Genomic DNA, 23,011 nt, shown 5'->3' with positions numbered 1-23,011 from the left:
GTCATATGCGCCGCATGCGTCAGTCAAGTCATCTGGCGATTTCGTCATTGTTGGGTATGGGACCATGTGAGCCGTCGTGAAAGGAGATTGCGATGGCCCAGGCTGATCCGGGCACTCTCACGCGGGCCCAGAGGCGCAAAGCCCAGACCCGGCGGTCCCTCATCGGTGCCGCCCAGCAGCTCATGGCGCAGGGGCGGACCGCGGTCTCGGTGCTCGACATCACGTCGCTGGCCGATGTCGGCAACGGCTCGTTCTACAACCACTTCTCGACCAAGGAAGAGCTGTTCGAGGCGGCGGTGCTGGCCGTCGTCGAGGACCACGGCGAACTGCTGGACGACCTCACCGACGGCGTGGACGATCCGGCGCAGGCGTTCACCCAGAGCTTCCGCCTGACCGGCCGGCTGCACCGCAGGTATCCCGAGTTGAGCAGAGTCGTCGTCAACTACGGACTGTCGGTACTCTCCGCGGACGACTCGGGACTGCTACCCCGCGCTCGTCGTGATGTCGAGGCGGCGATCTCTGCCGGACGGTTCGTCGCCACCGATATCGACGCGGCGCTGGCCGTCGTCGCTGGGGCGACCTTGACGCTGGCGCTGCTGCTCCACGATCAGCCCGCGCGGGACGACGGGGCCACGACCGATACCGTGACGGCTCATGTTCTGCGTGCGTTGGGCGTCAGTGAGGACGAGGCTGCAGCGCTCATTTCTCTACCACTGCCGGCCTGGGACTGATCTCGCTGGCCATCCCGGGCGTGGCGTCCGGGTTTGTCAGATAGCGGTGGCTGCGACCTGCACCATCTCGTCGATCGACACCAGTTTGTGTCGGCGGCGACCGTCGGCCCGCCCGGCCGCCCTTTCGTGGTCGTCGATCGCGGCCCATCCGGCCGCGTCGACCCGGTGGCCATGGCGCTCGCCGATGAGAGCGCCGATGTCGTCGTCATCGATCGCCGGCGGCGGAAGGCGATCGTGAGTCCAATCGGCGATGACGGCCCCGGCGGTCTGAAGACCGCATTGCCTGTTGGTGCCGATCCCGCCCCGCGCGCCGCGCTTGATCCACCCTGCGACGTAGACGCCGACAATCGGGGATCCGTCCTCGGTGACGCGACCGCCTTCGTTGGGGATGACGCTTGCGCCGGTGTCGAACGGAAGGCCGGGAAATGGATCTGCGCGATACCCGATCGACCGGATCACCATGGACGCGGGTTCGGTCGTCTCCGGTCCTGTCGGGACGACGCGACCGGTGCCGTCGGTGCTGTACGCCATGCGCGAGACCCGCACTCCTGACACGCCGTTGTGGTCACCGAGGATGGCAGCGGGGGAGGACAGGTAGCGGAACGCGACCGTGCGTGCCGCACCCGTCGGCGGGCGGGCCGCGTAGCGGCGGGCGAGGCTCAACTTGGTGGCGGTCGTCGGGTCGAGCGTTCGCGCCTGCTCGTCCCGGTGGGTCTGGGGGTCGAGAACGAGGTCAGCCGGGTCCACGACCACGTCCACGCCGGAGAGCGAGGCGAATGCCTGGAATTCGGAGTTGGTGTACGCGGCGTGAGCCGGACCGCGTCTACCCAGGATCGTCACCTGTCGCACCTGCGATTCTCGAAGAGCCCGGAGCGCGTGATCGGCGATATCGGTGCGCGCCAGCTCATCAGGGTCTGTCACGAGGATCCGTGCCGCATCGAGGGCCACGTTGCCGTTGCCCACGATGACGACGGACTCGCCGCTGAGGTCGATGGCGTCGTCGGCATGGTCAGGGTGGCCGTTGTACCAGGCCACGAAACTCGTGGCGGCGAGTGATCCGGGTAGGTCCTCGCCGGATATGTTCAGAGAACGATCAGCGGCCGCCCCGGTGGCGACGATCACCGCGTGATACCTGGCGCGGAGTTCGTCCAAAGTGACGTCGACTCCCACCTCGACGTTGAGGAAGTACCGGAACGCCTCGCGAGAGGCGGTTGCCGAGAACGTCCGCTCGACGCCCTTGGTCGCTGCGTGATCCGGGGCGACACCAGCGCGCACCAGACCATAGGGGGTGGGGAGGCGGTCGAACATGTCGACCGTGACGCCGCTGTGCCGCAACAGTTCGCCCGACGTATAGAAGGCTGCCGGCCCGGCTCCGATGACCGCCACCCGGAGGGCGCCGGGGCCGGAGGCGCGTGCGGGGCGAGGCGGGGTCCATGATCGGACGACCTCGCGTCCCTCAAAATAGTCGGCGTTCATCTCGGGGAAGACTGAGTCCGGCGGCAGGAGGTCGTCCGGGACGATGGCGTCGACGGGACACTCGTCCACGCACGCCCCGCAGTCGATGCAGGCGACCGGGTCGATATGTAGCATCTCCGCCCGAGCGAAGTCGGGTGTCCCGGGTGTGGGATGAATGCAGTTCACCGGGCAGACCGTGACGCAGCTCGCGTCGTTACAGCACGGCCGCGTGATGACATGGGCCACCGGGGATCCTCCTTGGATCGTCACGAACCGCCCGCTGGTGGCGGACGGCGTTCACTCAGCGGAACGAGGCCCGGAAGGACTCGAAGCCCTGAAGGCAGTTGTTGCGCAGCAATTCGGGTTCGCTGACCTCGATGGACGAGACGCGCGCGACCATCGCCCGCAGCAAGGTCTGCATCTCCAACTTCGCCAGTTGCATGCCGACGCAGGTGTGCACGCCGTGCCCCCATCCGACATTGCTCCCTCGCCACTCCAGCGAGAATCTCTCGGGGTGGTGGAAGTGCCGCTCGTCGCTGTTCGCGGCGGCGAACACCACCGCGACACGGTCCCTCGGGCGCAGCTGGACCCCACCGAACTCGGTATGCGCTGCGACGGATCGAGTGAACGACCGTACCGGTGAGGCAATCCGCACTGCCTCCACCACCGCGGTCGGGATCAGGTCCGGGTCCCGTCGCAGCCGTTCCCACAGCCCGGGAGTCGTCCCCAGGCTCCAGAGAAGTTGGCCGGTCGACAGGATCGTGGTGTCCAGACTCGGTGCAACGAAGTCGATGATCATGTTCTTGGCCTCGACTCGACCGATCTCTCCCCGGTCCGCGGCATCAAGGACCGTCGACGCCCACCCGCCGGGTGTCACGTTCCGGCGGCCGACCGCCAACGTGTAGAGGAACAAGCCGAGCGATCCGCGTAGGGAGCCCCGCGCTCGCCGATTCGCCGAACCGAGCCCGTCGAACGTCGACTGGCCCCAGTTCAGCATCTGCTCCGGGGTCACTTTTACACCGACCAGTTCGGCGACCGCCTGCACCGGCAGGCGGGTCGCGAAATCCGCGATGCCGTCGAAGTGATCTTGCGCCAACAGTCGGTCGACGGTATCCGCGGCCTCCTTCTCGAGCGTGGGCAGCGAGGGGCGTATCGCCCGCGAGGTCAGCGATTGCATGAGGATCATCCGGCGGTTCATGTGCGTGGCGTCGTCACTCGCGAGCGTGGTGTAGTGCCCGAGAGTGTTGGCGACCGGGTTGGCGGCCACGCCTCTGCCACTGCGGAAAGTCGCGTCGTCGCGCAGGGCCAGCCGCACGTCGTCGAACCGGCCGACCGCGAACATCCGATGACGCGGGAGCCAGACGACGGGGCCCGCGTCCCGGATTCGGCTATACACCTCGTGCGGTCTGTCGATCACCTCATCGCCGTACAGATCGACGTCAACCACCGGCGCCCCGCGGTGTGTGGCCGTCCGGTGTGCAGTGCGTCGATCCGTCATCGGCCCCGTCCTGGTGTCGCGAGTCGCACTGGCATGCGTGCCGCGAGTCGATTCCGTCATTACTGACGAAATCATCACTCCAAGATGGGGTGCAGGTCAAGCCATGACATCGGGGCGCCGCCTCGACCTCAGCTGTTGGTCCCCGGCTCAGCCGGCGGCCGCCGCATCCACGGCGCGGGCCTCGAGAGCGCGGGTGAGGTCCGCGTTCTGCTCGGCGAGGATCCGGCGCAGGCCGGCCGGGTATGAGGCGTCCGCGATCACGGCGTCGAAGCGGGCCACGGTCTCGGCGTCCACCGACCACGCGGGGAACAACCCGGCGGCGACGGTCTTGGCCAGGTCGCCGGAGCGTGCCTTCCACAGTGCGGTCACGTCGTCCAGGTAGCGCTCGCAGAGGCCGGTGAGCAGGTGCTCCTGGCCCGGCAGGTCGACGCCCAGCAGGGTGGCACGCACCAGCGCGTTGCTCGGTGCGTCGTCCCCGGTGGCGGTGAGCAGCGTCTCGGCCTCTTCCTTGGCGCCGACGGTGGGCCTGGCGGCGCGGGCGGTGGCCGCCCGCCGGGCGCCTCCGGCGGTGTCATCGGCCGCCAGCTCCTCGTCGATCCGGTCGGTGGTCTCCGCGCCGGCGGCCACGAGCGCGGTGAGGACGGTCCACCGGAGGTCGGTGTCCAGGGTCACGCCGGGCAGGCCCGCCTCGTCCGGGCCCGCGTCGAGGAGGCACGCGAGAACGCGCGCCTCGTCGGCACCCACCGGGCAACTGCACAGCGCGGTGAGGAATGCCAGCTGGTGGTCGGATCCCGCCTCCGCGTCCCGGGCCGCCGTGAGCATCGCGGCGGAGAACTCGGGCCAGCCGGTGGCGGCCGCCCAGTCCGGGTCGGCGTACCTCGCCAGCGCGGTCTGCGCCTGGGCGAGCACGCGCTGGACCACTCCGATGTGGGGCTCTCGCGGGGCCGCGCGGGTGACCACCTCGACGAACCGTCGAGCCGGCATCCGGGCCTCGCGGGTCATCTCCCACAGCGCGGACCAGCACAGGGTGCGGGCGAGCGAATCCGTCACGTCCTCGATCGAGCGCAGGACTGTGTCGAGCGAGCGCTCGTCGAGCCGCACCGAGCAGTACGTCAGGTCTGCGTCGTTGGGCAGGATCAGCTCCGGCAGGGGGAGCCCGGCCATGTCCGGGACGGTCGTGCGCTCGGCGTCGACGTCCAACTCTGCGAACGCGGTCCGGACCAGAGCCCCCGAGTCGTCACGGCTGTAGAGACCCACCCCGAGGCGGTGCGTGCGCAGTTCCCCGGCCCCGGGGGCGGCCGGCCCCTGGACGACGGTCAGTTCGGAGATCGTCCCCGGGGCGTCGGCGGGGGTGCTCACCTCCACGGAGATCGGGTTGATGCCGGTCGTCCGCAACCACTGGGCGGCCCAGTCGGACAGGTCGCGACCGGATGACGCCTCGAGGGCGCGGAGGAGATCGTCGAACTCGGCGTTGCCGAAGGCGTGCTCGGAGAAGTAGGCGCGCAGACCCGCCAGGAACGGCTCGCGCCCCACGTACGCCACCAGCTGCTTGAGCACGGACGCGCCCTTGGCGTAGGTGATCCCGTCGAAGTTCGCCTCGACCGTCTCCAGGTCCGTCATGTCGGCTGCGACGGGGTGGGTCGAGGGCAGTTGGTCCTGCCGGTACGCCCACGCCTTCTCCACGTTGGCGAAGGTGGTCCACGCGTCGGTGTACTGCGTGACGTCGACCTGGGCGAGGACCGAGGCGAAGGTCGCGAACGACTCGTTGAGCCACAGGTCGTCCCACCACCGCATGGTCACCAGGTCGCCGAACCACATGTGGGCCATCTCGTGCAGGATCGTCTCGTTGCGGCGTTCGTAGCGGTAACCGGTGACGCGGGAGCGGAAGACGTAGTCCTCGAGGAAGGTCACCGCCCCGGCGTTCTCCATGGCGCCCGCGTTGAACTCGGGAACGAAGATCTGGTCGTACTTGCCGAAGGCGTACGGCATGCCGAACTCGCGGTGGTAGAACCCGAAGCCCTCCTTGGTCTCGGCGAACAGCCGGTCGGCGTCGAGGTGCTCGGCGAGCGACCGGCGACACAACAGTCGTAGAGGGATGGTCCCGTGCTCGTCCGTGTAGGAGTCCTCCGCCACGTGGTACGGGCCGGCGATCAGGGCCACCAGGTAGGTCGAGAGGACCTCCGTCTGCTCGAACCGATGAACGACCGCCCCCGACTCGCCCGGGGACTCGGCGGCCGGGGTGTTGGCCACCACGACCCAGGCGGCGGGAGCCGTGACGGTCAGCGTGTAGCGCGCCTTGAGGTCGGGCTGGTCGAAGCAGGCGAACACCCGCTTGGCGTCGGCGGTCTGGAACTGCGTGTAGAGATAGACCTCCCCGTCCACGGGATCGACCATGCGGTGCAGGCCCTCTCCGGTCGAGGTGTAGGCCAGATCGGCGTCCACGACGAGCTCGTTGGTCTCCTGCAGGTCGGGCAGCGTCAGCCCCACCTCGTCGTCATAGCGCCCGGTCTCCAGGGTCTGTCCGTTCAACGTCGCCGATCGGATCCGCGCCGACCTCAGGTCGATGAACGTCTGGGCCCCGGGGCGGGAGCAGGTGAACCGGACGACCGTGCGGGACCGGAACGTCCCGGATCCCGGCCCACCGGAGCCGTCGGTGAGGTCCAGGTCCACCTCGTAGGTGTCCACGTCGAGCAGCTCCGCCCTGGCGGCGGCGTCGGAACGGGTGAGATTGAGCGAGCGCATCGGGAGGTCCTCGGTTCCTGGCGGGGGTGGTGGCCCCAGTCCTACCACCCGGGGCGGGGTGGCAGTCGGGGACCCTGACGAGGAGGATGGGGCCATGACATCTTCCGATTCCACCGCTCGCCGTTCCGTCGACTTCTGGTTCGACCCCCTGTGCCCCTTCGCGTGGGTCACCAGCCGCTGGATCCTCGAGGTGGAGAAGGTCCGCGACATCGATCTGACCTGGAACGTGATGAGCCTGTCCGTCCTCAACGACGGCCGGGACCTGCCCGAGGAGTACTCCGCGCTGATGACCCGGGGCTGGGGCCCGGTCCGCGTGGCGATCGCCGCCGCACAGCGTCACGGCCAGGAGGTCCTGGGCAGGCTGTACACCGAGCTCGGCACCCGCATCCACGACCAGGGCCGGGGGATCGAGGACCCCACCGTGATCACCGAGGCGCTTCAGGCCGCCGGACTGGACGCGGGCCTCGCCGCCGCGGCGGCGACGGATGAGTACGACGACGAGTTGCGCGCCTCGCACCACCGCGGCATGGACCCGGTGGGCGACGAGGTCGGCACCCCGGTCGTTCACGTTGACGGCGTGGCATTCTTCGGGCCCGTCCTCACTCGGATCCCGCGCGGCGAGGACGCCGGGAAGGTCTTCGACGGCGCCGCCCTGCTCGCCGGATATCCCTACTTCTTCGAGCTCAAGCGCAGCCGCACCGAGGCCCCGCAGTTCGACTGACGCGGTAGCGATGGCGGGCGGATCGACGGCAGACCTCGTGGACCCGGAAGGAGTGGCGGACCTCCGGCCACTGGGGACGGACGATGTCGAACTCCTGGCTCACGCCACCCTGCTCAACGTCAACTGGACGGGTGGAGAGCGGGTCACCGTGTCCGACGTAGCGGCCGATCCCGCGCTGGCCCACTACACCGCGCTCAGGCCCGACCGAGGCGACTTCGGGGTGGTGGCCGAGATGTCCGGTCGCCCGGTCGGGGTGGTGTGGTTGCTGTTCCTCGACGCCACTGATCCCGGTTACGGCTACGTGGCGGACGAGATTCCCGAGCTCAGCGTCTGCGTCTGGCCGGGGTATCGCGGAAGAGGCGTCGGAACCCTGCTCCTCGGGGAAGCCTTGCAGGCCGCGCGGGACCGGGGTCTGGATCGGGTGTCCCTCAGCGTCGAGGCGGGGAATCCCGCCAGGAGGCTATATGCCGACATGGGCTTCGTCGACGTGGACGCCGCGTCCCCGGGGACGATGGTGGTCTCGCTGAGCCGGTGAGAGCCCCGATGGCCAGCCGGTGACGGCCCGGATCGTCCGTGGGAGACACCTCAGCGCAGCCCGAAGATGTCCGCCAGATCCGCCGATATGTGTCCCGGTGCGACCCCCTCGACGATGATCGCCGTGGGGGTCGACGATTGTTGCCTCAGGTGGCGCACGGCCCTGTACTCGGGGGAGTCATACCATCTCTCGGCGGACGCGGGATCGGCGAACCGCAGCAGGGTGACGAAACCGCCCCACGACCCTTCCAGCACTCGGGCCGGGAGGTTCTGGACGAGGATCTCGGCCCCGTATGCCGTGAGCGAGGCGTCGACGGAACGGACGTACTCGCCGAGCTCTGGGGTCAGCTGGAGGTCGTCGCTCCGGACGAGCACGTAGGCGGGGGCGGTCATAGCTCGAACCTAGCGAATGATCCCCGGGCCCGAAGGCGGACGAGGAGAGGGCCGGGTCCGCGTGGCAGAATCGCCGACATGCGCATCTACCTGGGAGCGGACCACGCCGGCTTCGAGACCAAGAACGTCATCGCCGAGCACCTGACGGCCTCCGGCCACGAGGTGGTTGACTGCGGTGCCCACACCTACGACGCCGAGGACGACTACCCGGCGTTCTGCATTGACGCGGCTCGCAAGGTCGTCGCGGACCCCGGCAGTCTCGGCATCGTGCTGGGCGGATCCGGCAACGGCGAGCAGATCGCGGCCAACAAGGTCCCCGGCGCCCGGTGTGCGCTGGCGTGGAGCGTCGAGACCGCTCGTCTGGCCCGCGAGCACAACAACGCCCAGCTGATCGGCATCGGCGGGCGCATGCACTCACAGGAGGAGGCGCTGGCGATCGTCGACGCGTTCCTCGACCAGAGCTGGTCGGAGGCCGAGCGCCACCAGCGGCGCATCGACATCCTCGCCGAGTACGAGCGCACCCACGAGGCCCCGCCGGTCCCCGGCGCCTGAGTTCCCGTGCCAGAGGGGCACACCCTCCACCGACTGGCCCGCCTGCACACCGAGTACTTCGCAGGCGGGCCCGTCCGCGTCTCGAGCCCGCAGGGGCGGTTCGCCGACCACATCGTCGTCGACGGTCGGTACTTCGACCGCGCCACGGCGGTCGGCAAGCACCTCTTCCACCACTACGAGGGCGGCCTGGCGGTCCACGTCCACCTGGGGCTCTACGGGTTCTTCGACACGCACCTGGTGCCGCAGGGGGAGGAGCCCCCGACACCGGTCGGGCAGGTGCGGATGCGGGTCGGCTCGGTCCGTGGCGAGGCAGTCCGTGACGAGGCAGTCCGCGACGAGGCGGCCGGCGTGGAGTGGGAAGCGGAAGGCGGGCCGGTGCACTATGTGGACCTCCGCGGGCCCACCAGGTGCGAGGTGATCGACGAGGCGGGGGTGGTCGAGGTCAGAGGCCGTCTGGGGCCCGATCCGCTGGACGCCGACGCCGACCCCGAGCGGGCCTGGACGCGGATCTCCCGCAGCGCGCGACCGATCGGCGCTCTGCTGATGGACCAGAAGGTGCTGGCCGGGGTGGGCAACGTCTACCGGGCCGAGGTGCTGTTTCGGCACGGTGTCGATCCGTTCCGCGCCGGTTCGCGGGTGACGGAGGGCGAGTTCCGCGCGATCTGGGACGACCTGGTGCAGTTGATGGGGGTGGGGGTGGCGACCGGCGCCATCCACACGATCCGCCCGGAGCACGACCATGGCGACGTGCCCAGACGCGGCGCCGACCGACCGCGCAACTACGTCTACCAACGCGACGGTTGGCCCTGCCGGGTGTGCCGCGACGAGATCGTCCTGCAGACGTTGGAGGCGCGGACCCTCTTCTGGTGCCCGACCTGCCAGCCGGGACGGCCGCGCTGAACCCGTCGCCGCGTCGCAGCCGCGGGCGGGCGGGTTAGCCGGGTAGCGGGCGATCATCTCGCAGCCGCACGTCGCGACGGCGTCTCGCGCGCACCGAAGTGCCTGCGAGACGCCATGCCGAGGGGCGGCTGGGATCTGATCGAGCAGGCGCTACCGCGAGACGCCATGCCGAGGGGCGGCTGGGATCTGATTGAACAGGCGCTACTGCGAGACGCCATCCTCGGGAGCGCCGGGAGGGCGGCGCGGGTCGTCGTGTGGAGCGGGCGACGGGAATCGAACCCGCGTAGCCTGCTTGGAAGGCAGGGGCTTTACCATTAAGCTACGCCCGCGTCGGCGGCTGACCTGGAGTTCCCCCCGGGGTTCGCTCGCGCGGTGATCACACTACCGGACCGGTGCGGCACCCCCAACTCCCGGCCCGCCAACGCGGAATCTGCCGTGATGCGGCACTGTCGTACACTGGCCGAGTTGGTTTGGCGGCCCGGCAGGTTCTCCGCGTATGTCGCGGGCGGTCGGTCGCGCGACTCACCGGGATGTGGCGCAGCTTGGTAGCGCATCCGCTTTGGGAGCGGAGGGTCGCAGGTTCGAATCCTGTCATCCCGACCAGCGGAGCCCGAGACATGAACCCCACACGACTTTCCTAGGAGATCATCACCGTGAAGAGCACTGTCGAGCAGCTGAACCCGACCCGGGTCAAGGTCACGGTGGAGGTGCCGTTCGCGGAGCTCGAGCCGGACTTCGCCAAGGCCTACAAGTCGCTCGCCGGCCAGGTCAACATCGCCGGTTTCCGTCCGGGTAAGGCCCCCGCCAAGCTCCTCGAGGCACGCATCGGTCGCCCGGCGGTCCTGGAGCAGGTCATCAACGACATGATCCCGACCCGCTACGGCCAGGCCGTCGACGAGCACGACCTCAAGGTCCTGGCCCAGCCGGAGATCGAGGTGACGAAGCTCGAGGACGGCGACGTCGTGGAGTTCACCGCCGAGGTGGACGTGCGCCCGGAGATCACCCTGCCCACCTACTCGGAGCTGGCGGTCACCGTCGAGGCCCCGGCCGCCGACGACGCGGCGGTGGAGACGGAGCTCGACAACCTCCGCGCCCGCTTCGGCACCCTCAAGGGCGTCGAGCGTGGTGCCGAGAAGGGCGACTTCCTCTCGGTGGACCTGGCCGCCACCGTCGACGGTGAACCCGTCGACGACGCCTCGACCGAGGGCCTGTCCTACGAGCTCGGTTCCGGCACGCTCATCGAGGGCCTCGACGACGCGGCCGAGGGCCTCAAGGCCGGCGAGTCCAAGGAGTTCACCTCGTCCCTCGTCGCGGGCGACCACGCGGGCAAGGAGGCGGTCATCACCGTGACCGTCCAGTCCGTCAAGGAGCGCGAGCTCCCCGACGCCGACGACGAGTTCGCCCAGATGGCCAGCGAGTTCGACACCCTCGACGAGCTCAAGGCCGACCTCACGGAGAAGGTGGCGCAGCAGGCCAAGGCCGGCCTCGCGGGCGAGATCCGCGACAAGGTCCTGGACGCGTTGATCGAGGCCACCGACATCCCGACCCCCGAGTCCCTCGTCGAGTCCGAGGCGCACGCGCAGATGCACCAGCTCATCGACCAGTTCGGTGGGGACCCGGCGATCCTCGACCAGGCGCTGGCCGCCGAGGGCACGGACCGCGAGACCTTCGAGGCGGAGACCCGCGAGGGCGCCGCGCGCGCCATCCGTAGCCAGCTCCTGCTGGACGCCGTGGCCGAGCAGGCCTCGACGGAGGTCTCGCAGGAGGAGCTCACGCAGCACATCATGTTCCAGGCCCAGCGCTACGGCATGGACCCGAACCAGTTCGTGCAGCAGATCCAGCAGGCCGGCCAGCTGGGCTCGCTGTTCTCCGACGTGCGCCGTTCCAAGGCGCTGGCCGACGTCATCGTCCAGGCGAACGTCACCGACACCGAGGGCAACTCCGTCGACACCACCGAGTTCTTCGGGTCCCGTGAGGAGGAGTCCGCCGACTCCACCGATGCCGCGGACACCGCCGAGGCCGTCGAGTCCACCGACGCCGCGGACACCGACGGCAAGGGCGACGACGCCTGACGGTTCTCGCCTGCATCACCCTCGGAGCCGGGGGCCACCCCATGGTGGTCCCCGGCTCCGTCGTTCGGGGTGGCGGTGCACCCGGTGCCCGCCGACGGCGACTGCGGACGCCGACGCTGAGAGCGAACACCCGCCCCGTCGGGACGGTTCGGTCGTTGGCGTTGGTTACTGTTTGGAGTAACGGATACCCGGCCGCCGGACGGTCGGGCACCGCGGGAGCGGTGAGACGACCAGCGAAGGTAGGTACCCCGTGGCCCAGAACGGTTCAGCGGCACAGCCCGGTTCGACGCAGCCCGCCCTCAGCTCGCCCGGATCCCATGGGCTGACCCTCGGCGACTCGGTGTACGAGCGTCTCCTGCAGGAACGGATCATCTTCCTGGGTTCCCAGGTGGACGACGACATCGCCAACCGCCTCTGCGCGCAGATCCTGCTGCTCGCGGCGGAGGACCCCACCCGCGACATCGCCATGTACATCAACTCGCCCGGCGGCTCGGTGTCCGCGGGTATGGCGATTTTCGACACCATGCAGTTCGTAGAGTGCGACGTCTCCACGTATGCGATGGGACTTGCGGCCTCGATGGGCCAGTTCCTCCTGGCCGCCGGCACCAAGGGAAAGCGCTACGCCCTGCCGCACGCCAAGATCATGATGCATCAGCCCTCCGGCGGAGTCGGCGGCTCGGCCATCGACATCGCCATCCAGGCCGAGCAGCTCGCCCTGACCAAGAAGCAGATGGCCGAGCTTATCGCCGACCACACGGGCCAGACATTCGAGCAGGTCACCGAGGACTCCGACCGCGACCGGTGGTTCACCGCGCAGCAGGCCAAGGAGTACGGGTTCGTCGATCACGTGATCACGCGCGCCTCCCAGACCGGAGGGACCTCCCCGTCGTGATCATCGACCCCGTCGCCCACGGGAGCGCTCCCGCAGCCCAGCCCGCCCCGCACACCACCACGGAGTCACCGATGACCTCACTGCCGACCTCGCGCTACATCCTTCCCTCCTTCGTCGAGCACTCGAGCTATGGCGTCAAGGAGTCCAACCCGTACAACAAGCTCTTCGAGGAGCGCATCATCTTCCTGGGCACCCAGGTCGACGATGCCTCGGCGAATGACATCATGGCCCAGCTCCTGGTGCTCGAGGGCCAGGATCCGGACCGCGACATCACGATGTACATCAACTCGCCCGGCGGCTCGTTCACCTCGCTCATGGCGATCTACGACACGATGCAGTACGTGCGTCCCGACATCGTGACGGTGTGCCTGGGGCAGGCTGCTTCGGCCGCCGCGGTCCTGCTCGCGGCGGGCACCAAGGGCAAGCGGGCCGCCTTGCCCAACGCCCGCATCCTCATCCACCAGCCCGCCACCGGCGGGATCCAGGGGCAGGCATCGGATCTGGAGATCCAGGCAGCGGAGATCGAGCGGATGCGTCGTCTCATGGAGACCACCCTGGCGCGGCACACCGGTCACGAGGCGGACAAGATCCGCAAGGACACCGACCGCGACAAGATCCTCACGGCCGCCGAGGCCAAGGACTACGGGATCATCGACACCGTGTTCGACTACCGCAAACTGTCGACGACCAACTGACGCCCGGGCGGCGCGCCGTGGAGGGTAGCGGTGCGCCGTCAGGTCCAATGAACCTCATCGCGCGAGGGGTCGGAATTGTCGTCCCTGCCGCGTACCGTCGACTACGGGGTGTGAATCCGGGCCCCTGGAATGCGAGGACGTAGAACTCATGGCACGTGTGGGCGAGAGCGGCGACCTGTTGAAGTGTTCTTTCTGTGGGAAGAGCCAGAAGCAGGTCAAGAAGCTGATCGCCGGCCCCGGGGTCTACATCTGCGACGAGTGCATCGAGCTGTGCAACGAGATCATCGAGTCCGAGGTCGAGGACTCGCAGGAATCGGCGCTCGACGAGCTGCCCAAGCCGGCGGAGATCCACGCCTTCCTCGACGAGTACGTGGTAGGGCAGGACGCGGCCAAGCGAAACCTCGCGGTGGCCGTCTACAACCACTACAAGCGCATTCGCGTGGGGGCCTCGCTCGGCCGCGGTGACGCGGTGGAACTGGCCAAGTCCAACATCCTCATGCTGGGGCCGACCGGGTGTGGCAAGACGTACCTCGCCCAGACGCTGGCCAAGATGCTCAACGTCCCGTTCGCCATCGCCGACGCCACCGCGCTGACCGAGGCGGGATACGTCGGCGAGGACGTGGAGAACATCCTCCTCAAGCTCATCCAGGCCGCCGACTACGACACCAAGCGCGCCGAGATGGGCATCATCTACATCGACGAGGTCGACAAGATCGCCCGGAAGGCCGAGAACCCGTCGATCACCCGCGACGTGTCCGGCGAAGGCGTGCAGCAGGCGCTGCTCAAGATCCTCGAGGGCACGCAGGCGTCGGTGCCGCCGCAGGGTGGTCGCAAGCACCCGCACCAGGAGTTCATCCAGATCGACACGTCTAACGTGTTGTTCATCGTCGCCGGGGCGTTCCAGGGTCTGGAGAAGCTCGTCGGTGACCGGGTCGGGCGCAAGGGGTTGGGCTTCGGCGCCGAGGTCGCCAGCAAGGCGAGCCTCGACACGACGGAGAACTTCAGCGAGGTCATGCCGGAGGACCTCGTGAAGTACGGGCTGATCCCGGAGTTCATCGGTCGACTCCCGGTGGTGGCCACGGTGACGAGCCTCGACCGCGAGGCGCTGGTCAACATCCTCAGCGAGCCCAAGAACGCACTCGTCAAGCAGTACGCGCGGCTGTTCGAGATGGACGGCGTCGAGCTCGAGTTCTCGCAGGACGCCCTCGAGGCGGTGGCCGACCAGGCGATCCTGCGGGGCACCGGAGCCCGCGGACTGCGCGCCATCATGGAGGAGGTCCTCCTCCCGGTGATGTACGACATCCCCGGGCGCGATGACGTCGCCCGCGTGGTGGTGACCGGTGAGACGGTGCGCCACAACGTGCTGCCGACGATCGTCCCGTTCTCCGAGTCCGAGCCCCGCGAGAAGTCGGCCTGACCTGCTCCGGTCGGCGCATCCGGCTCGTCAGGCCGGGTGGCGGCGCTCGAGTAGCGCCGAGACCGCCATCCCCAGCACGATGCCCCAGAACGGTGCCGAGACCCCGAGTAGCGACACGTCCGCCACGGTGACGAGCAGGCACACGAGCGGGCCGAGCGCCCGGTCGGTGCGGAATGCCGTGACGAACGCCGACTGGAGCGGGGCGAGCATCGCCAACCCGCCGAGGGCGGCGATGAACGCCGCGGGGGTGCCCAGGATGAGCCCGACGAAGGCCGGGGCGACGACGCCCACCACGAGTGCGAGGGCGCCGTTGGCGATCGCCGCGGCATAGTGCCGACTCCGCTCACCCGACGAGACGAGGAGGGCGTTCGTGGGCCCGGTCAGGCACGTCGACACCGCACCGATCGCGGAGACCAGGAGGGACCAGACCCCACAGGCCACCGCACACGCGGAGACCGGGGGACGGTGCCCTTTCGCCCGGAGGACCGCGATGCCCTGCCCGTTCTGCACCACCAGGACGGTGATGGCGAGCGGGACGACCAACTCGGTCATCGCCCGGAGCGTGAACTCCGGCGACTGCAGCATCGGGGCGGCGATGATGCCGTCATCGATGATCCCGCGGGACAGCCCGCCGGCCACCACGACGGCGGCGATGCCCACAATCATCGCGGCGAGAATGGGTGGAACGATCCGGGCCAGGCGGGGGACGGCGCCGACGGCGAGGAAGGCGACCGCCATCGGCAGGGCCACCGCGGCGGAGGTCCAGACCGCTTCGACCAGCCCCAGACCGAACCGGAGGAACACCCCGGCGACCATCGCCATGATGATCGGCATGGGGATCCAGTCCATGAGCCTGCGGGCCAGGCCGGACAGGCCGACCAGGAGGATCACCACTCCTGTCACCACATAGGCCCCGAGGACCTCCGACCATCGCAGGTGCCCCAGGGAATTGCCGACGATCACCGTGCCCGGGATGGTCCAGAAGAACGCGAGCGGCGTGCGGTAGGCCCAGCTCATGATGATGGTGAGCAGTCCGTTGGCGAAGAAGACCCCGAAGATCCACGAGGACAGCTGGGCGGGGGTCAGCTCACCCTGCCCTCCGGCGGCGAGGATCACGGCGACGGGGCCGGTCGCCGAGAACACCAGCGCGATGAGGGCGTTGGCGAACTCGCGGGGACCGAGGTCGGCCAGGACACGACGGGGCGAGGGCCGGCCCGATCCGACGAGATCGAGTTGCCGGCCGGTCGTCGGTGGGACGGTGCTCATTGGTCTCCCGTGGGGTCGGGGTCGGTACGGAACGTCTCGCCGCGTCGGGCCACGTGGGCCGCGAGTTCGGTGCGGCCGCTCACGCCGAGCTTCGAGTAGATGCGGGTGAGGTGGTACTGGACGGTCTTGACGGACAGGAACAGTTCCTCCGCCGCCTGGGCGTTGGTCCGGCCCGCGGCCACCAGGGTCGCGACAGCGCTCTCCTGCGGCGTCAGCGTGCTGTTGCCGCCGGTGCGGACCACGTCCACTCCGCCCGCGCGGCGCTCGCGGTCACACCGCTCGACGTAGGCGCTCGCCCCCAGTTGCTCGTAGATGTCGCGGGCGGTCCCGAGTGCGAGGTGAGCCTCCCGGCGGCGGCCCGCGCGGCGGAGAGTCTGGCCGTGGCCGAAATGCATGCGGGCCGAGTAGTAGGGCATGGCCAGGCCGTCGAGGTGGTCGAGGCTCCGGCGGAAAATCAGGATGCACTCGTCCACGTCTCCCCGTACCGCCGCGATGCGGGCACGGACCGCCCCGAGGCGGGCCAGCGTCGAGCGGTGGCCCTGGCGTCCGGCGCGGGCCTCGGCGGGGCCGATGAGGTTCTCGGCCTCGTCGAGACGCCCGGCCAGGACGAGCGAGTGGGAGTACAGGTCGTGCCACGGCCAGTACCCGGGCTGATCGATGTCGAGTTCGCGGGCCAGTGCCACGACGGGCTCGGCGGCAAGGCGAACGGAGGTGTAGTCGCCGGACGAGGCCGCCACCTGCATCCGCGCCATGGCCGACGGGATGATCTGGACCGGGTAGGCGTCGGCACTGGTCGTCAGGTTCCTCAGGTGGGAGGCGGCGCCGAGGTGGTCGCCGCGCATCGAGCGGATCACCGCACCCGGCCAGTGCACCACGGGGGCCAGCAGGTCCAACTCGAGGTCATCCACCCGGCGGGCCGCGGTGTCGACGACGCGGAGCGCGTCGTCCCAGTCGCCTCGCAGCAGGAGGGTGCGGGCCAACCAAGCCTGCGCCCAGATCGAGATCCGCGCGGACCCGGAGACGTCCGCGGTGGGGACCGCGGAGCCCAGGTGCCGGCGGGCGGTCTCGAGGTCGTCGTTCGCGAGGGCGATCCAGCCCGCCGCCATCTCGAAGCGCTGCGCCACGGCCGGGGCGAGGCCCGCGATCCGTTCCTCCACCGCGGGAACCGCCTCCTGTTCTCCCCGGATCGCGAGCGCCAGCATCTCGATCGCCCGGGCTTCCTCGACCTCCGGCTGATCCGGGCGCCCGCTGCCGGTGACGACCCGGGCCCAGTGGAGGATCCGGGTGGGCTCCCATTCGCACAGGGAGTGGACGACGAACTTCTGGGCGAGTGCGACCGGGTCCGCGGCCGGTGACGCCGGCACCCCGCCCTCGCGGGTCGCCAGAGCACGGTCGAGCAGGACCTGGGCCTCACCGGCGTGACCGAGGTGGACGGCGAGGGACCCGAGCACGGCGTCCCGGCGGGGATCAGAGCGCACCCGCTCGAGCCCTTGGGCCAGTGACCGGGCCTCGCTGATCCGACCGGAGTTGATCAGGGCGTCGACCCCGTCGATGTGCAGTTCGCGGGACCGGTCGACGTCCGGGGTCAGAGCAGCAGCGGTGAGATAGGCGTGGCCCGACGCACTCCATCGTCCGGCGCGGGCGTGGACGAGGGCGCGGGCACGGAGGGTGTCGGACAGGTCGGGATCCGGGCCCGTCGCCGCCGAGGCACGGTGGTCCAGGGCCGCATCGGTGTCCCCGTGGTCCCCGGCCTCCTCCGCGACGCGGGCGGCGAGTGAGTGCAGGCGCAGGAGATCACTCGGTGGTATCCCGCGCAGCACCGCCGTCCGCAGCAGGGGGGAACGGAATCGGACGGTAGCGGCACCGGGGGAGAGGTCGACCCGCGCCAGATCGGCGGAATGCGCGGAGTCCAGGGCGGCGGAGATCGCCGCTGTGGTGGGAGTGACTCCGCTCCGCGCGCCGACGAGCGCGGTCAGGGAATCCATCGTGACCGGGGGCGACAGGACGGCGGCCGCCTCGATGATCTCCCGATGGGAGGGCTCCATGGCCGCGAGCAGGGCGGAGATCTCCCGCTCGACCGAGGCGGGAAGGGGCGGGACGGAGAAGGGCGCGACCCACCACGAGTCGGGTGCCTGGTCCGCCACCGTCGCCACGGCTCCCGCCTCGCCTCCCGTGTACTGCATCAAACGGCGGGCCGCCGCGGCCGACGGCTCCCGGCCGGTCCGCATCGCGACGAGGGTCCGGATCTCCGCCTGGTCCAGCGCGCCCAACCGGATGGTCTCGCGGGCGAGCCGCGTGCACAGCTCGGCCGAGGCCCCGTGGGCGGGGCTACCGAGCGTCAGGACGAGCATGACCGTGGCCCGGCCCGCCGCCTCCATCGCGGACGCCAGGCCGCGGAGGGAGTCGGGGTCCGCGTACTCCGCGTCGTCGACCACCACCACCGCGCCGGGGCCCGCGGCGAGATACGCCCGGGACAGCGCGTCGACCAGGGTCGTGCCGTCGACCCCCTCGCTCTCCGTGGATCCGGCCCCCGCCCGGTCCGGGTGGGAGGTATCGGTGTGTGGCAGCCGCTCGAGTATCCGCGCGGCCACCACACACCTCGTGTCCTTCTCCCAGGGCAGCGCGCGCACGAGGACCGAGGTCACCCCGGGGATCCGCGCCACCACGGAATCGACCAGATGACTCTTGCCCCCACCGTCGGCGGCCGTGACCAGGACGATCGTTGATCGCGAGCCCACCACCGCGCCGTGGATCGCCTGCAGGCGGTCCACGGCGCGGTGGTGACCGTAACGGGGAACGGGGTCGGCGAAGGTCATGGAGGTCAGCGTAGGTCCGAGCCGGTGCTCTCGACCGGTTCCGTCACCACGGCCGCTTCCTCCCGCACCGGGGACCGGGGCACGGCCAGGGTGAGGGCGGCGCCGGCGAGGGCGATCCCGCCGAACACGAGGAAGGACGTGTCCGCGTCCAGGCCGGCGGCCACGAGGAGGCCACCGATCACCGGGCCGAGGATCCCGCCCAGGCGGCCGAACCCGGCGCACCACGCCACGCCGGCGGCCCGCGCACCCGTCTCGTAATAGTTGGAGACGAAGCCGTAGAGCAGGACCTGCGTACCGATCGTGCCCATGCCGGCAGCCGCGACCAACGCCACCACCAGGGCGAACGGCGGGGAGAAGGTGATGGACACCAGGGCCAGTGTCGCCAGCACGAACGAGAAGGCCACGATGACGCGCGGCCCGTGCCTGTCGGCGAACCAGGAGGCGACGAGCCCGCCCGCGATCGCGCCGCCGTTGAGGACGAGGAGGAAACCCAGGGAGCTCCTGGCGTCGATACCGTAGGTCTCCATGATCGTGGGCAACCAGGTGTTGAGACCGTAGGTCAGCAGCAGGCCGGCGAAACTCATGAACCCCAGCAGGAGAGTGCCCAGACGGTAGTCGGGCGAGAGCAGGGCGGCGAAGCCGGTGCGGGGGACCACCTCGTCGTCGTCGCCACCGCCCCGCGCCGGATCTGCGGTGACGGGCGCGTCCGGCACCGCCGCCATCTCGAGCGGCAGGCCCCTGGCCGCGCACACCTCGGCGGCTCGACGGGTCTGGCCACGGGAGGCCAGCCACCGTGGTGACTCGGGGAGCGCGTACCAGGCGTAGGGCAGCACGATCACCAGGGGCAGGGCCCCGATGAGGAACAACCCCCGCCACCCGATGTGGTCGCGCAGCATCATCGCGAGTGCAGAGGCCATGACGCCACCGGCGGGGATGCCGCTGTAGACGATGGCGTTGAACAGGTTGCGCCGTCCCGCGGGGGCGAACTCGGCGATGATCGCGCCGGCTGTGGCCACGATGGCACCGATGCCCAACCCGGTGAGCAGGCGCAGGACGCCGAACGTGGTGATGTCGCGGGCGAATGAGGTGGCGGCCATACCGATGGAGAACCAGGCGATGGCGCCGAGCATGATCCGGCGGCGGCCGATGCGGTCGCCGACGGCTCCGGCACCCAGAGCGCCGATCATCACGCCGACGAGGGCATAGGACCCGAGCGCACCGGCCTGCGCCGCCCCGAGGGCGCCGATCTGACCGGGGTCGGCCAGGAGGGTGGGCAGGACGGCGCCGTAGATGACGAGGTCATAGCCGTCGAAGAGGATCGCCAGGGCGACCACGGTCAGGACGCCGTAGACGGTGCGCTTGTGGGCCGGGGACTCCCAGACATCGGGGGAGGGGCCGGGATCCGTGGGCGGGTTGGAGGGTACGGGGCGCCCGGGGGGCGCGGGGGTGCTCGAGGACACGGGAGGGCTCCGTTCGGTGTGGACGATGACGCAGTGGGCGATGAAGGTGCGGGGTCGAGGTGGGTGTGGGAACGAGGCGGGCGTGTGGCGGTCGGCCGGCGCGGCGTACTGCGCGGGCTCTCAGCCCTGGTCGCCACCGGCGACGGGAAGGGTCGACCCGGTGATGTAGGAGGCCTCCTCCGAGGCGAGGAAGCAGATCGGGGCCACCTGTTCGTGGAGCGTGCCGTACCTGCCCATGACGGTGGAGTCGACGGTCTGCTCGACGATCTGGGTGTACCAGGCCTTCTCCTGGTCGCTGCGGGCGTCGCCACCCCGCGAGACGCGGCGTTCGGGGGCGAGGGTGCCGCCGGGGGCGGTGGCCACCACCCGCACACCGTGCGGGGCGGCCTCCAGGGCCAGGGCCGAGGTGAGGCCGTTGACGCCTCCCTTGGACGCTGCGTAGGGGGCCCGGTTCACTCCGCGGGTGGCGACGGAGGAGACGTTGACGATCGTGCCAGCGCCGGCCGCGACCATCGACGGCAGAACCGCACGGCACATCCACAGCGTGGGGAAGAGGGATCGCCGGACCTCGGCCTCGATCTGCTCGGCCGAGTACTCCTCATAGGGCCGGGCCCAGATGGTCCCGCCGACGTTGTTGATCAGCACGTCGATCCGGCCGTGCGCGTCAAGCGCCGCACGGACCGAGGCCTCGGCGCCCTCGAACGTCTCCAGATCTGCCTCCACCGGCACCACGCGGTGTCCGGCGGGGGAGAGGGCGGACAGGTCGTCGGCGACCGCTCCGATGAGGTCGGCCCGGTCCACGACGGTGACAAGTCCGCCCTCGCGGACCACCCGGTCCGCGACCGCCCGACCGATGCCCTGGACGGCGCCGGTGACGAGCACCGACCGCGCGGCGAAGCGGCCGGGGGAGACGACGGGGGGCACGGGGTCGTACTCGCCGACGGGCGCACTCACGACGCCTCACCCACGGCCTGCTGGTCCAGCGCGGTGCGCATGGTGGCCTTGGCGTGTGCGCTGTGCCGCCGGATGAGGTAACGCGCGGCGTCACGGTCCCCTGATTCGAACGCGGCCACGATCTCGAGGTGCTCGGGGACGATGTCCTCGGACACCCAGCGGGCGTCGGGCAGGACGCTGTTCATCACCTGGGTCACCTCCAGCATGCGGTAGGCCTGGAGCAGGGAGTCGTTGCCGGTGCAGCGGAACAGGAACTCGTGGAACTGGGCGTTCGCGGCGGTGAACCGCTCGGGGTCGAGGAACCGGTCGCCCTCGATGTACTGATTGGCGGACTCCGCGAGCATCCGGAACTCCGCGAGGCGGGCGTCGTCGAGACGTCCCATGATCAGTTCGATCACGCCGAGCTCGAGCGCCATGCGGGCGTCGAACTGCGCATCGGACCGCCGGATCGCGGGGTGCACCTCACCGCTGACCACGCCGGGTGCCGAGGTGATGGTCTCCGAGCGTCCACCGCCGGCAACGGACACCGTGGTGGTGCCGGCCGCGTCGCGGGTGGTCGACACGGGCGCCAGGGTGACCTGGCGCGGGACGAAGCCGACCGGGCGGGCGGCGATGGCGGCGAAGGGTTCGGCCGAGCGGGCGGCCGGTGCGGGGTGTCCGCCCGGAGCGGGCGGGGTGTACCCGACCGGACGCGCGGCGAGGGGGGCCACCGGCTCCACGGAACGGGCGCCGGCGGCCGCGTGCTCCCCGGGGATCGGTGGGACGTACCCGACCGGGCGGGCCTCGATGGCCGGCACCGGGTCCCCGGGCCGACGGAAGACGAGGGGTGCCGGGGGCGCGGCCGTGGTCGTGGGGGCCGTCGGTGCCGTCTCGCGCTGCTCCGCCGACTGGTCGGGCACCGCGGTCGCGGGGGTGAACTTCTCGTAGTAGAAGTGCGTCACCTGGAGGCCCTCGGCGTCGAGGAAGCCCCTGACCGCCTCGACCATCGGGGGCGGCCCGCAGAGGTAGATGTCGGCGGTCCCGTCGTGGAGGTGCTCCGGGCGGATCAGCCCGGTGACGTACCCGCTGTTCGGATACGCCGTCGCCGGGTCCGCCACGACCAGCTCCCAGGTCATCCCAGTGATCCGGGTGGTGTACTCGTCCAGCAGGTCCGTGTAGACCACGTCGGTGTCGAACGAGGTGCCGTAGATGAGGTGGATCGGCCGGTCGGTGGTGTCGGCGGCGAGGGTCTCCAGGATCGACAGCACGGGCGCCAGGCCGGTGCCGCCCGCCAGGAGCAGTAGGGGGCGGCTGGACTCGCGGAGGAAGAAGCTGCCCATCGGACCGGTCAAATTCAGGCGGTCGCCCACCGCGCAGCGCTGGGCCAGGTACTCCGACATCGCGCCGCCGGAGGCGTACTTGACGAGGAACGACAAGTGCTTCGAGTCGGCTCCGGTGGAGAACGAGTACGACCGCGTCTGGTCGGTGCCCGGAACCGCGATGCTGACGTACTGGCCGGGCAGGAACGCCAGGGCGTCGCGGTCGTCCAGCTCAACCGTCAACGCGAACGCACCCTCGGCCAGGCGCTCGACGGCCGTGACCGTCGCGGGGTGCGCCGCGGCGGTGGTCTTGGCCACGTCGGAGGTGGTGGGGATTTGGACGACCAGGTCGGATCGCGGGACCATCTGGCAGGGCAGGCAGTACCCGGCCGCGGCCTCGTCCTCGGTGAGGGCGTCGTCGATGTAGTCGCCGCCGTCGAAGTCGCCGGACTCGCAGAGGGACTTGCACGTCCCGCACGCTCCGTCGCGGCAATCGAGGGGGATGTTGATCCGGGCCTTGTACGAGGCGTCGGCGACGGTCTCCGTCGGACCGCAGTTGACGAAGCGCGTCACGCCGTCCTCGAAGGCCAGTGCCACTGAATAGCTCATGGGGTC

Annotated in this window: 18 protein-coding genes and 2 tRNA genes; 10 read left to right on the top strand and 10 right to left on the bottom strand. The window is 70.1% G+C overall.

Annotated elements, in window-relative coordinates; genetic code table 11:
- Positions 1-92: 92 nt before the first annotated feature.
- Complete coding sequence (locus tag CEY15_RS10795; RefSeq protein ID WP_095718439.1) at positions 93-731, top strand: TetR/AcrR family transcriptional regulator; 639 nt, start codon at positions 93-95, stop codon at positions 729-731.
- 36 nt (positions 732-767) lie between these two features.
- On the opposite strand, the gene CEY15_RS10790 is transcribed toward CEY15_RS10795, so the two are convergent.
- The 3 genes from CEY15_RS10790 to pepN all read right to left on the bottom strand — a co-directional run bounded on the left by CEY15_RS10790 (position 768) and on the right by pepN (position 6,426).
- Positions 768-2,432, bottom strand: a complete 1,665-nt coding sequence (locus tag CEY15_RS10790) for an FAD-dependent oxidoreductase (RefSeq protein ID WP_095718438.1) — start codon at positions 2,430-2,432, stop codon at positions 768-770.
- A 55-nt stretch (positions 2,433-2,487) separates the two neighbouring features.
- Positions 2,488-3,633: a cytochrome P450 gene (locus tag CEY15_RS10785; protein WP_245847550.1), complete on the bottom strand. Its 1,146-nt coding sequence runs from the start codon at positions 3,631-3,633 to the stop codon at positions 2,488-2,490.
- A 198-nt stretch (positions 3,634-3,831) separates the two neighbouring features.
- Positions 3,832-6,426, bottom strand: a complete 2,595-nt coding sequence (gene pepN / locus CEY15_RS10780; protein WP_095718436.1) for an aminopeptidase N — start codon at positions 6,424-6,426, stop codon at positions 3,832-3,834.
- 94 nt (positions 6,427-6,520) lie between these two features.
- Here pepN and CEY15_RS10775 point away from each other — a divergent pair, with 94 nt between their 5' ends.
- Together CEY15_RS10775 and CEY15_RS10770 are read left to right on the top strand one after the other, a co-directional pair.
- On the top strand, positions 6,521-7,147 hold the full coding sequence (locus CEY15_RS10775; RefSeq protein ID WP_095718435.1) for a DsbA family protein: 627 nt from the start codon (positions 6,521-6,523) through the stop codon (positions 7,145-7,147).
- Between the two features lie 10 nt (positions 7,148-7,157).
- Entirely contained in the window at positions 7,158-7,682 is a 525-nt protein-coding gene (locus CEY15_RS10770; protein ID WP_245847549.1) for a GNAT family N-acetyltransferase, read from the top strand.
- Between the two features lie 50 nt (positions 7,683-7,732).
- Here CEY15_RS10770 and CEY15_RS10765 read toward each other — a convergent pair whose 3' ends face one another.
- The gene (locus CEY15_RS10765; RefSeq protein ID WP_095718434.1) at positions 7,733-8,074 is read right to left on the bottom strand and encodes a DUF1330 domain-containing protein; all 342 of its coding nucleotides are present in this window, start codon (positions 8,072-8,074) and stop codon (positions 7,733-7,735) included.
- A gap of 78 nt (positions 8,075-8,152) precedes the next feature.
- Between CEY15_RS10765 and CEY15_RS10760 the strand changes: the two genes are divergently transcribed.
- Together CEY15_RS10760 and CEY15_RS10755 are read left to right on the top strand one after the other, a co-directional pair.
- The gene (locus CEY15_RS10760) at positions 8,153-8,626 is read left to right on the top strand and encodes a ribose-5-phosphate isomerase (RefSeq protein WP_095718433.1); all 474 of its coding nucleotides are present in this window, start codon (positions 8,153-8,155) and stop codon (positions 8,624-8,626) included.
- Positions 8,627-8,632: 6 nt separating this feature from the next.
- Positions 8,633-9,526 carry an Fpg/Nei family DNA glycosylase gene (locus tag CEY15_RS10755; protein ID WP_095718432.1) on the top strand — a complete coding sequence of 298 codons (894 nt, stop codon included), beginning with the start codon at positions 8,633-8,635 and terminating at the stop codon, positions 9,524-9,526.
- A 255-nt stretch (positions 9,527-9,781) separates the two neighbouring features.
- Here CEY15_RS10755 and CEY15_RS10750 read toward each other — a convergent pair.
- Positions 9,782-9,855 (bottom strand) — tRNA-Gly (locus tag CEY15_RS10750).
- Positions 9,856-10,052: 197 nt separating this feature from the next.
- Here CEY15_RS10750 and CEY15_RS10745 point away from each other — a divergent pair.
- The 5 genes from CEY15_RS10745 (at position 10,053) to clpX (ending at position 14,602) form a co-directional block, all read left to right on the top strand.
- Positions 10,053-10,129 (top strand) — tRNA-Pro (locus tag CEY15_RS10745).
- Between the two features lie 50 nt (positions 10,130-10,179).
- Positions 10,180-11,598 (top strand): trigger factor, encoded by a 1,419-nt coding sequence (tig, locus tag CEY15_RS10740; RefSeq protein WP_017835696.1) that lies wholly within the window; start codon positions 10,180-10,182, stop codon positions 11,596-11,598.
- Positions 11,599-11,920: 322 nt separating this feature from the next.
- Positions 11,921-12,490 carry an ATP-dependent Clp protease proteolytic subunit gene (locus tag CEY15_RS10735; RefSeq protein WP_176475089.1) on the top strand — a complete coding sequence of 190 codons (570 nt, stop codon included), beginning with the start codon at positions 11,921-11,923 and terminating at the stop codon, positions 12,488-12,490.
- A 71-nt stretch (positions 12,491-12,561) separates the two neighbouring features.
- A complete protein-coding gene (locus tag CEY15_RS10730) occupies positions 12,562-13,185 on the top strand; it encodes an ATP-dependent Clp protease proteolytic subunit (protein ID WP_095718469.1) in 624 nt (207 codons plus the stop codon).
- 148 nt (positions 13,186-13,333) lie between these two features.
- On the top strand, positions 13,334-14,602 hold the full coding sequence (gene clpX, locus CEY15_RS10725) for an ATP-dependent Clp protease ATP-binding subunit ClpX (RefSeq protein ID WP_095718430.1): 1,269 nt from the start codon (positions 13,334-13,336) through the stop codon (positions 14,600-14,602).
- Between the two features lie 27 nt (positions 14,603-14,629).
- On the opposite strand, the gene CEY15_RS10720 is transcribed toward clpX, so the two are convergent.
- The 5 genes from CEY15_RS10720 to benC form a co-directional block, all read right to left on the bottom strand.
- Positions 14,630-15,868 (bottom strand): benzoate/H(+) symporter BenE family transporter, encoded by a 1,239-nt coding sequence (locus CEY15_RS10720; RefSeq protein ID WP_095718429.1) that lies wholly within the window; start codon positions 15,866-15,868, stop codon positions 14,630-14,632.
- A complete protein-coding gene (locus tag CEY15_RS10715; protein WP_095718428.1) occupies positions 15,865-18,684 on the bottom strand; it encodes a helix-turn-helix transcriptional regulator in 2,820 nt (939 codons plus the stop codon). The genes CEY15_RS10720 and CEY15_RS10715 overlap by 4 nt, the downstream gene beginning before the upstream one ends.
- 5 nt (positions 18,685-18,689) lie before the next feature.
- Positions 18,690-20,024, bottom strand: coding sequence for an MFS transporter (locus CEY15_RS10710; RefSeq protein WP_245847558.1), 1,335 nt, complete (start codon positions 20,022-20,024; stop codon positions 18,690-18,692).
- 240 nt (positions 20,025-20,264) lie between these two features.
- Entirely contained in the window at positions 20,265-21,098 is an 834-nt protein-coding gene (locus CEY15_RS10705; RefSeq protein ID WP_428844197.1) for a 1,6-dihydroxycyclohexa-2,4-diene-1-carboxylate dehydrogenase, read from the bottom strand.
- Positions 21,095-23,005, bottom strand: coding sequence for a benzoate 1,2-dioxygenase electron transfer component BenC (gene benC / locus CEY15_RS10700; protein ID WP_095718426.1), 1,911 nt, complete (start codon positions 23,003-23,005; stop codon positions 21,095-21,097). Before benC ends, CEY15_RS10705 begins: the two co-directional genes overlap by 4 nt.
- Between the last annotated feature and the right edge of the window lie 6 nt (positions 23,006-23,011).

This window comes from Dietzia natronolimnaea, assembly GCF_002289575.1.
GTDB lineage: Bacteria > Actinomycetota > Actinomycetes > Mycobacteriales > Mycobacteriaceae > Dietzia > Dietzia natronolimnaea_A.
Note: the sequence above shows the minus strand (reverse complement) of the source record. Positions and strands in the feature narration are given on the sequence as shown.

What these genes read in the sequence shown, in the direction of transcription:
- CEY15_RS10775 (WP_095718435.1), top strand. Translation starts at nt 6,521, where the DNA reads ATGACATCTTCCGATTCCACCGCTCGCCGTTCCGTCGACTTCTGGTTC.
- CEY15_RS10730 (WP_095718469.1), top strand. Translation starts at nt 12,562, where the DNA reads ATGACCTCACTGCCGACCTCGCGCTACATCCTTCCCTCCTTCGTCGAG.
- CEY15_RS10760 (WP_095718433.1), top strand. Translation starts at nt 8,153, where the DNA reads ATGCGCATCTACCTGGGAGCGGACCACGCCGGCTTCGAGACCAAGAAC.
- pepN (WP_095718436.1), bottom strand. Translation starts at nt 6,426, where the DNA reads ATGCGCTCGCTCAATCTCACCCGTTCCGACGCCGCCGCCAGGGCGGAG.
- CEY15_RS10765 (WP_095718434.1), bottom strand. Translation starts at nt 8,074, where the DNA reads ATGACCGCCCCCGCCTACGTGCTCGTCCGGAGCGACGACCTCCAGCTG.
- CEY15_RS10720 (WP_095718429.1), bottom strand. Translation starts at nt 15,868, where the DNA reads ATGAGCACCGTCCCACCGACGACCGGCCGGCAACTCGATCTCGTCGGA.
- CEY15_RS10715 (WP_095718428.1), bottom strand. Translation starts at nt 18,684, where the DNA reads ATGACCTTCGCCGACCCCGTTCCCCGTTACGGTCACCACCGCGCCGTG.
- clpX (WP_095718430.1), top strand. Translation starts at nt 13,334, where the DNA reads ATGGCACGTGTGGGCGAGAGCGGCGACCTGTTGAAGTGTTCTTTCTGT.
- benC (WP_095718426.1), bottom strand. Translation starts at nt 23,005, where the DNA reads ATGAGCTATTCAGTGGCACTGGCCTTCGAGGACGGCGTGACGCGCTTC.
- CEY15_RS10770 (WP_245847549.1), top strand. Translation starts at nt 7,158, where the DNA reads ATGGCGGGCGGATCGACGGCAGACCTCGTGGACCCGGAAGGAGTGGCG.
- CEY15_RS10795 (WP_095718439.1), top strand. Translation starts at nt 93, where the DNA reads ATGGCCCAGGCTGATCCGGGCACTCTCACGCGGGCCCAGAGGCGCAAA.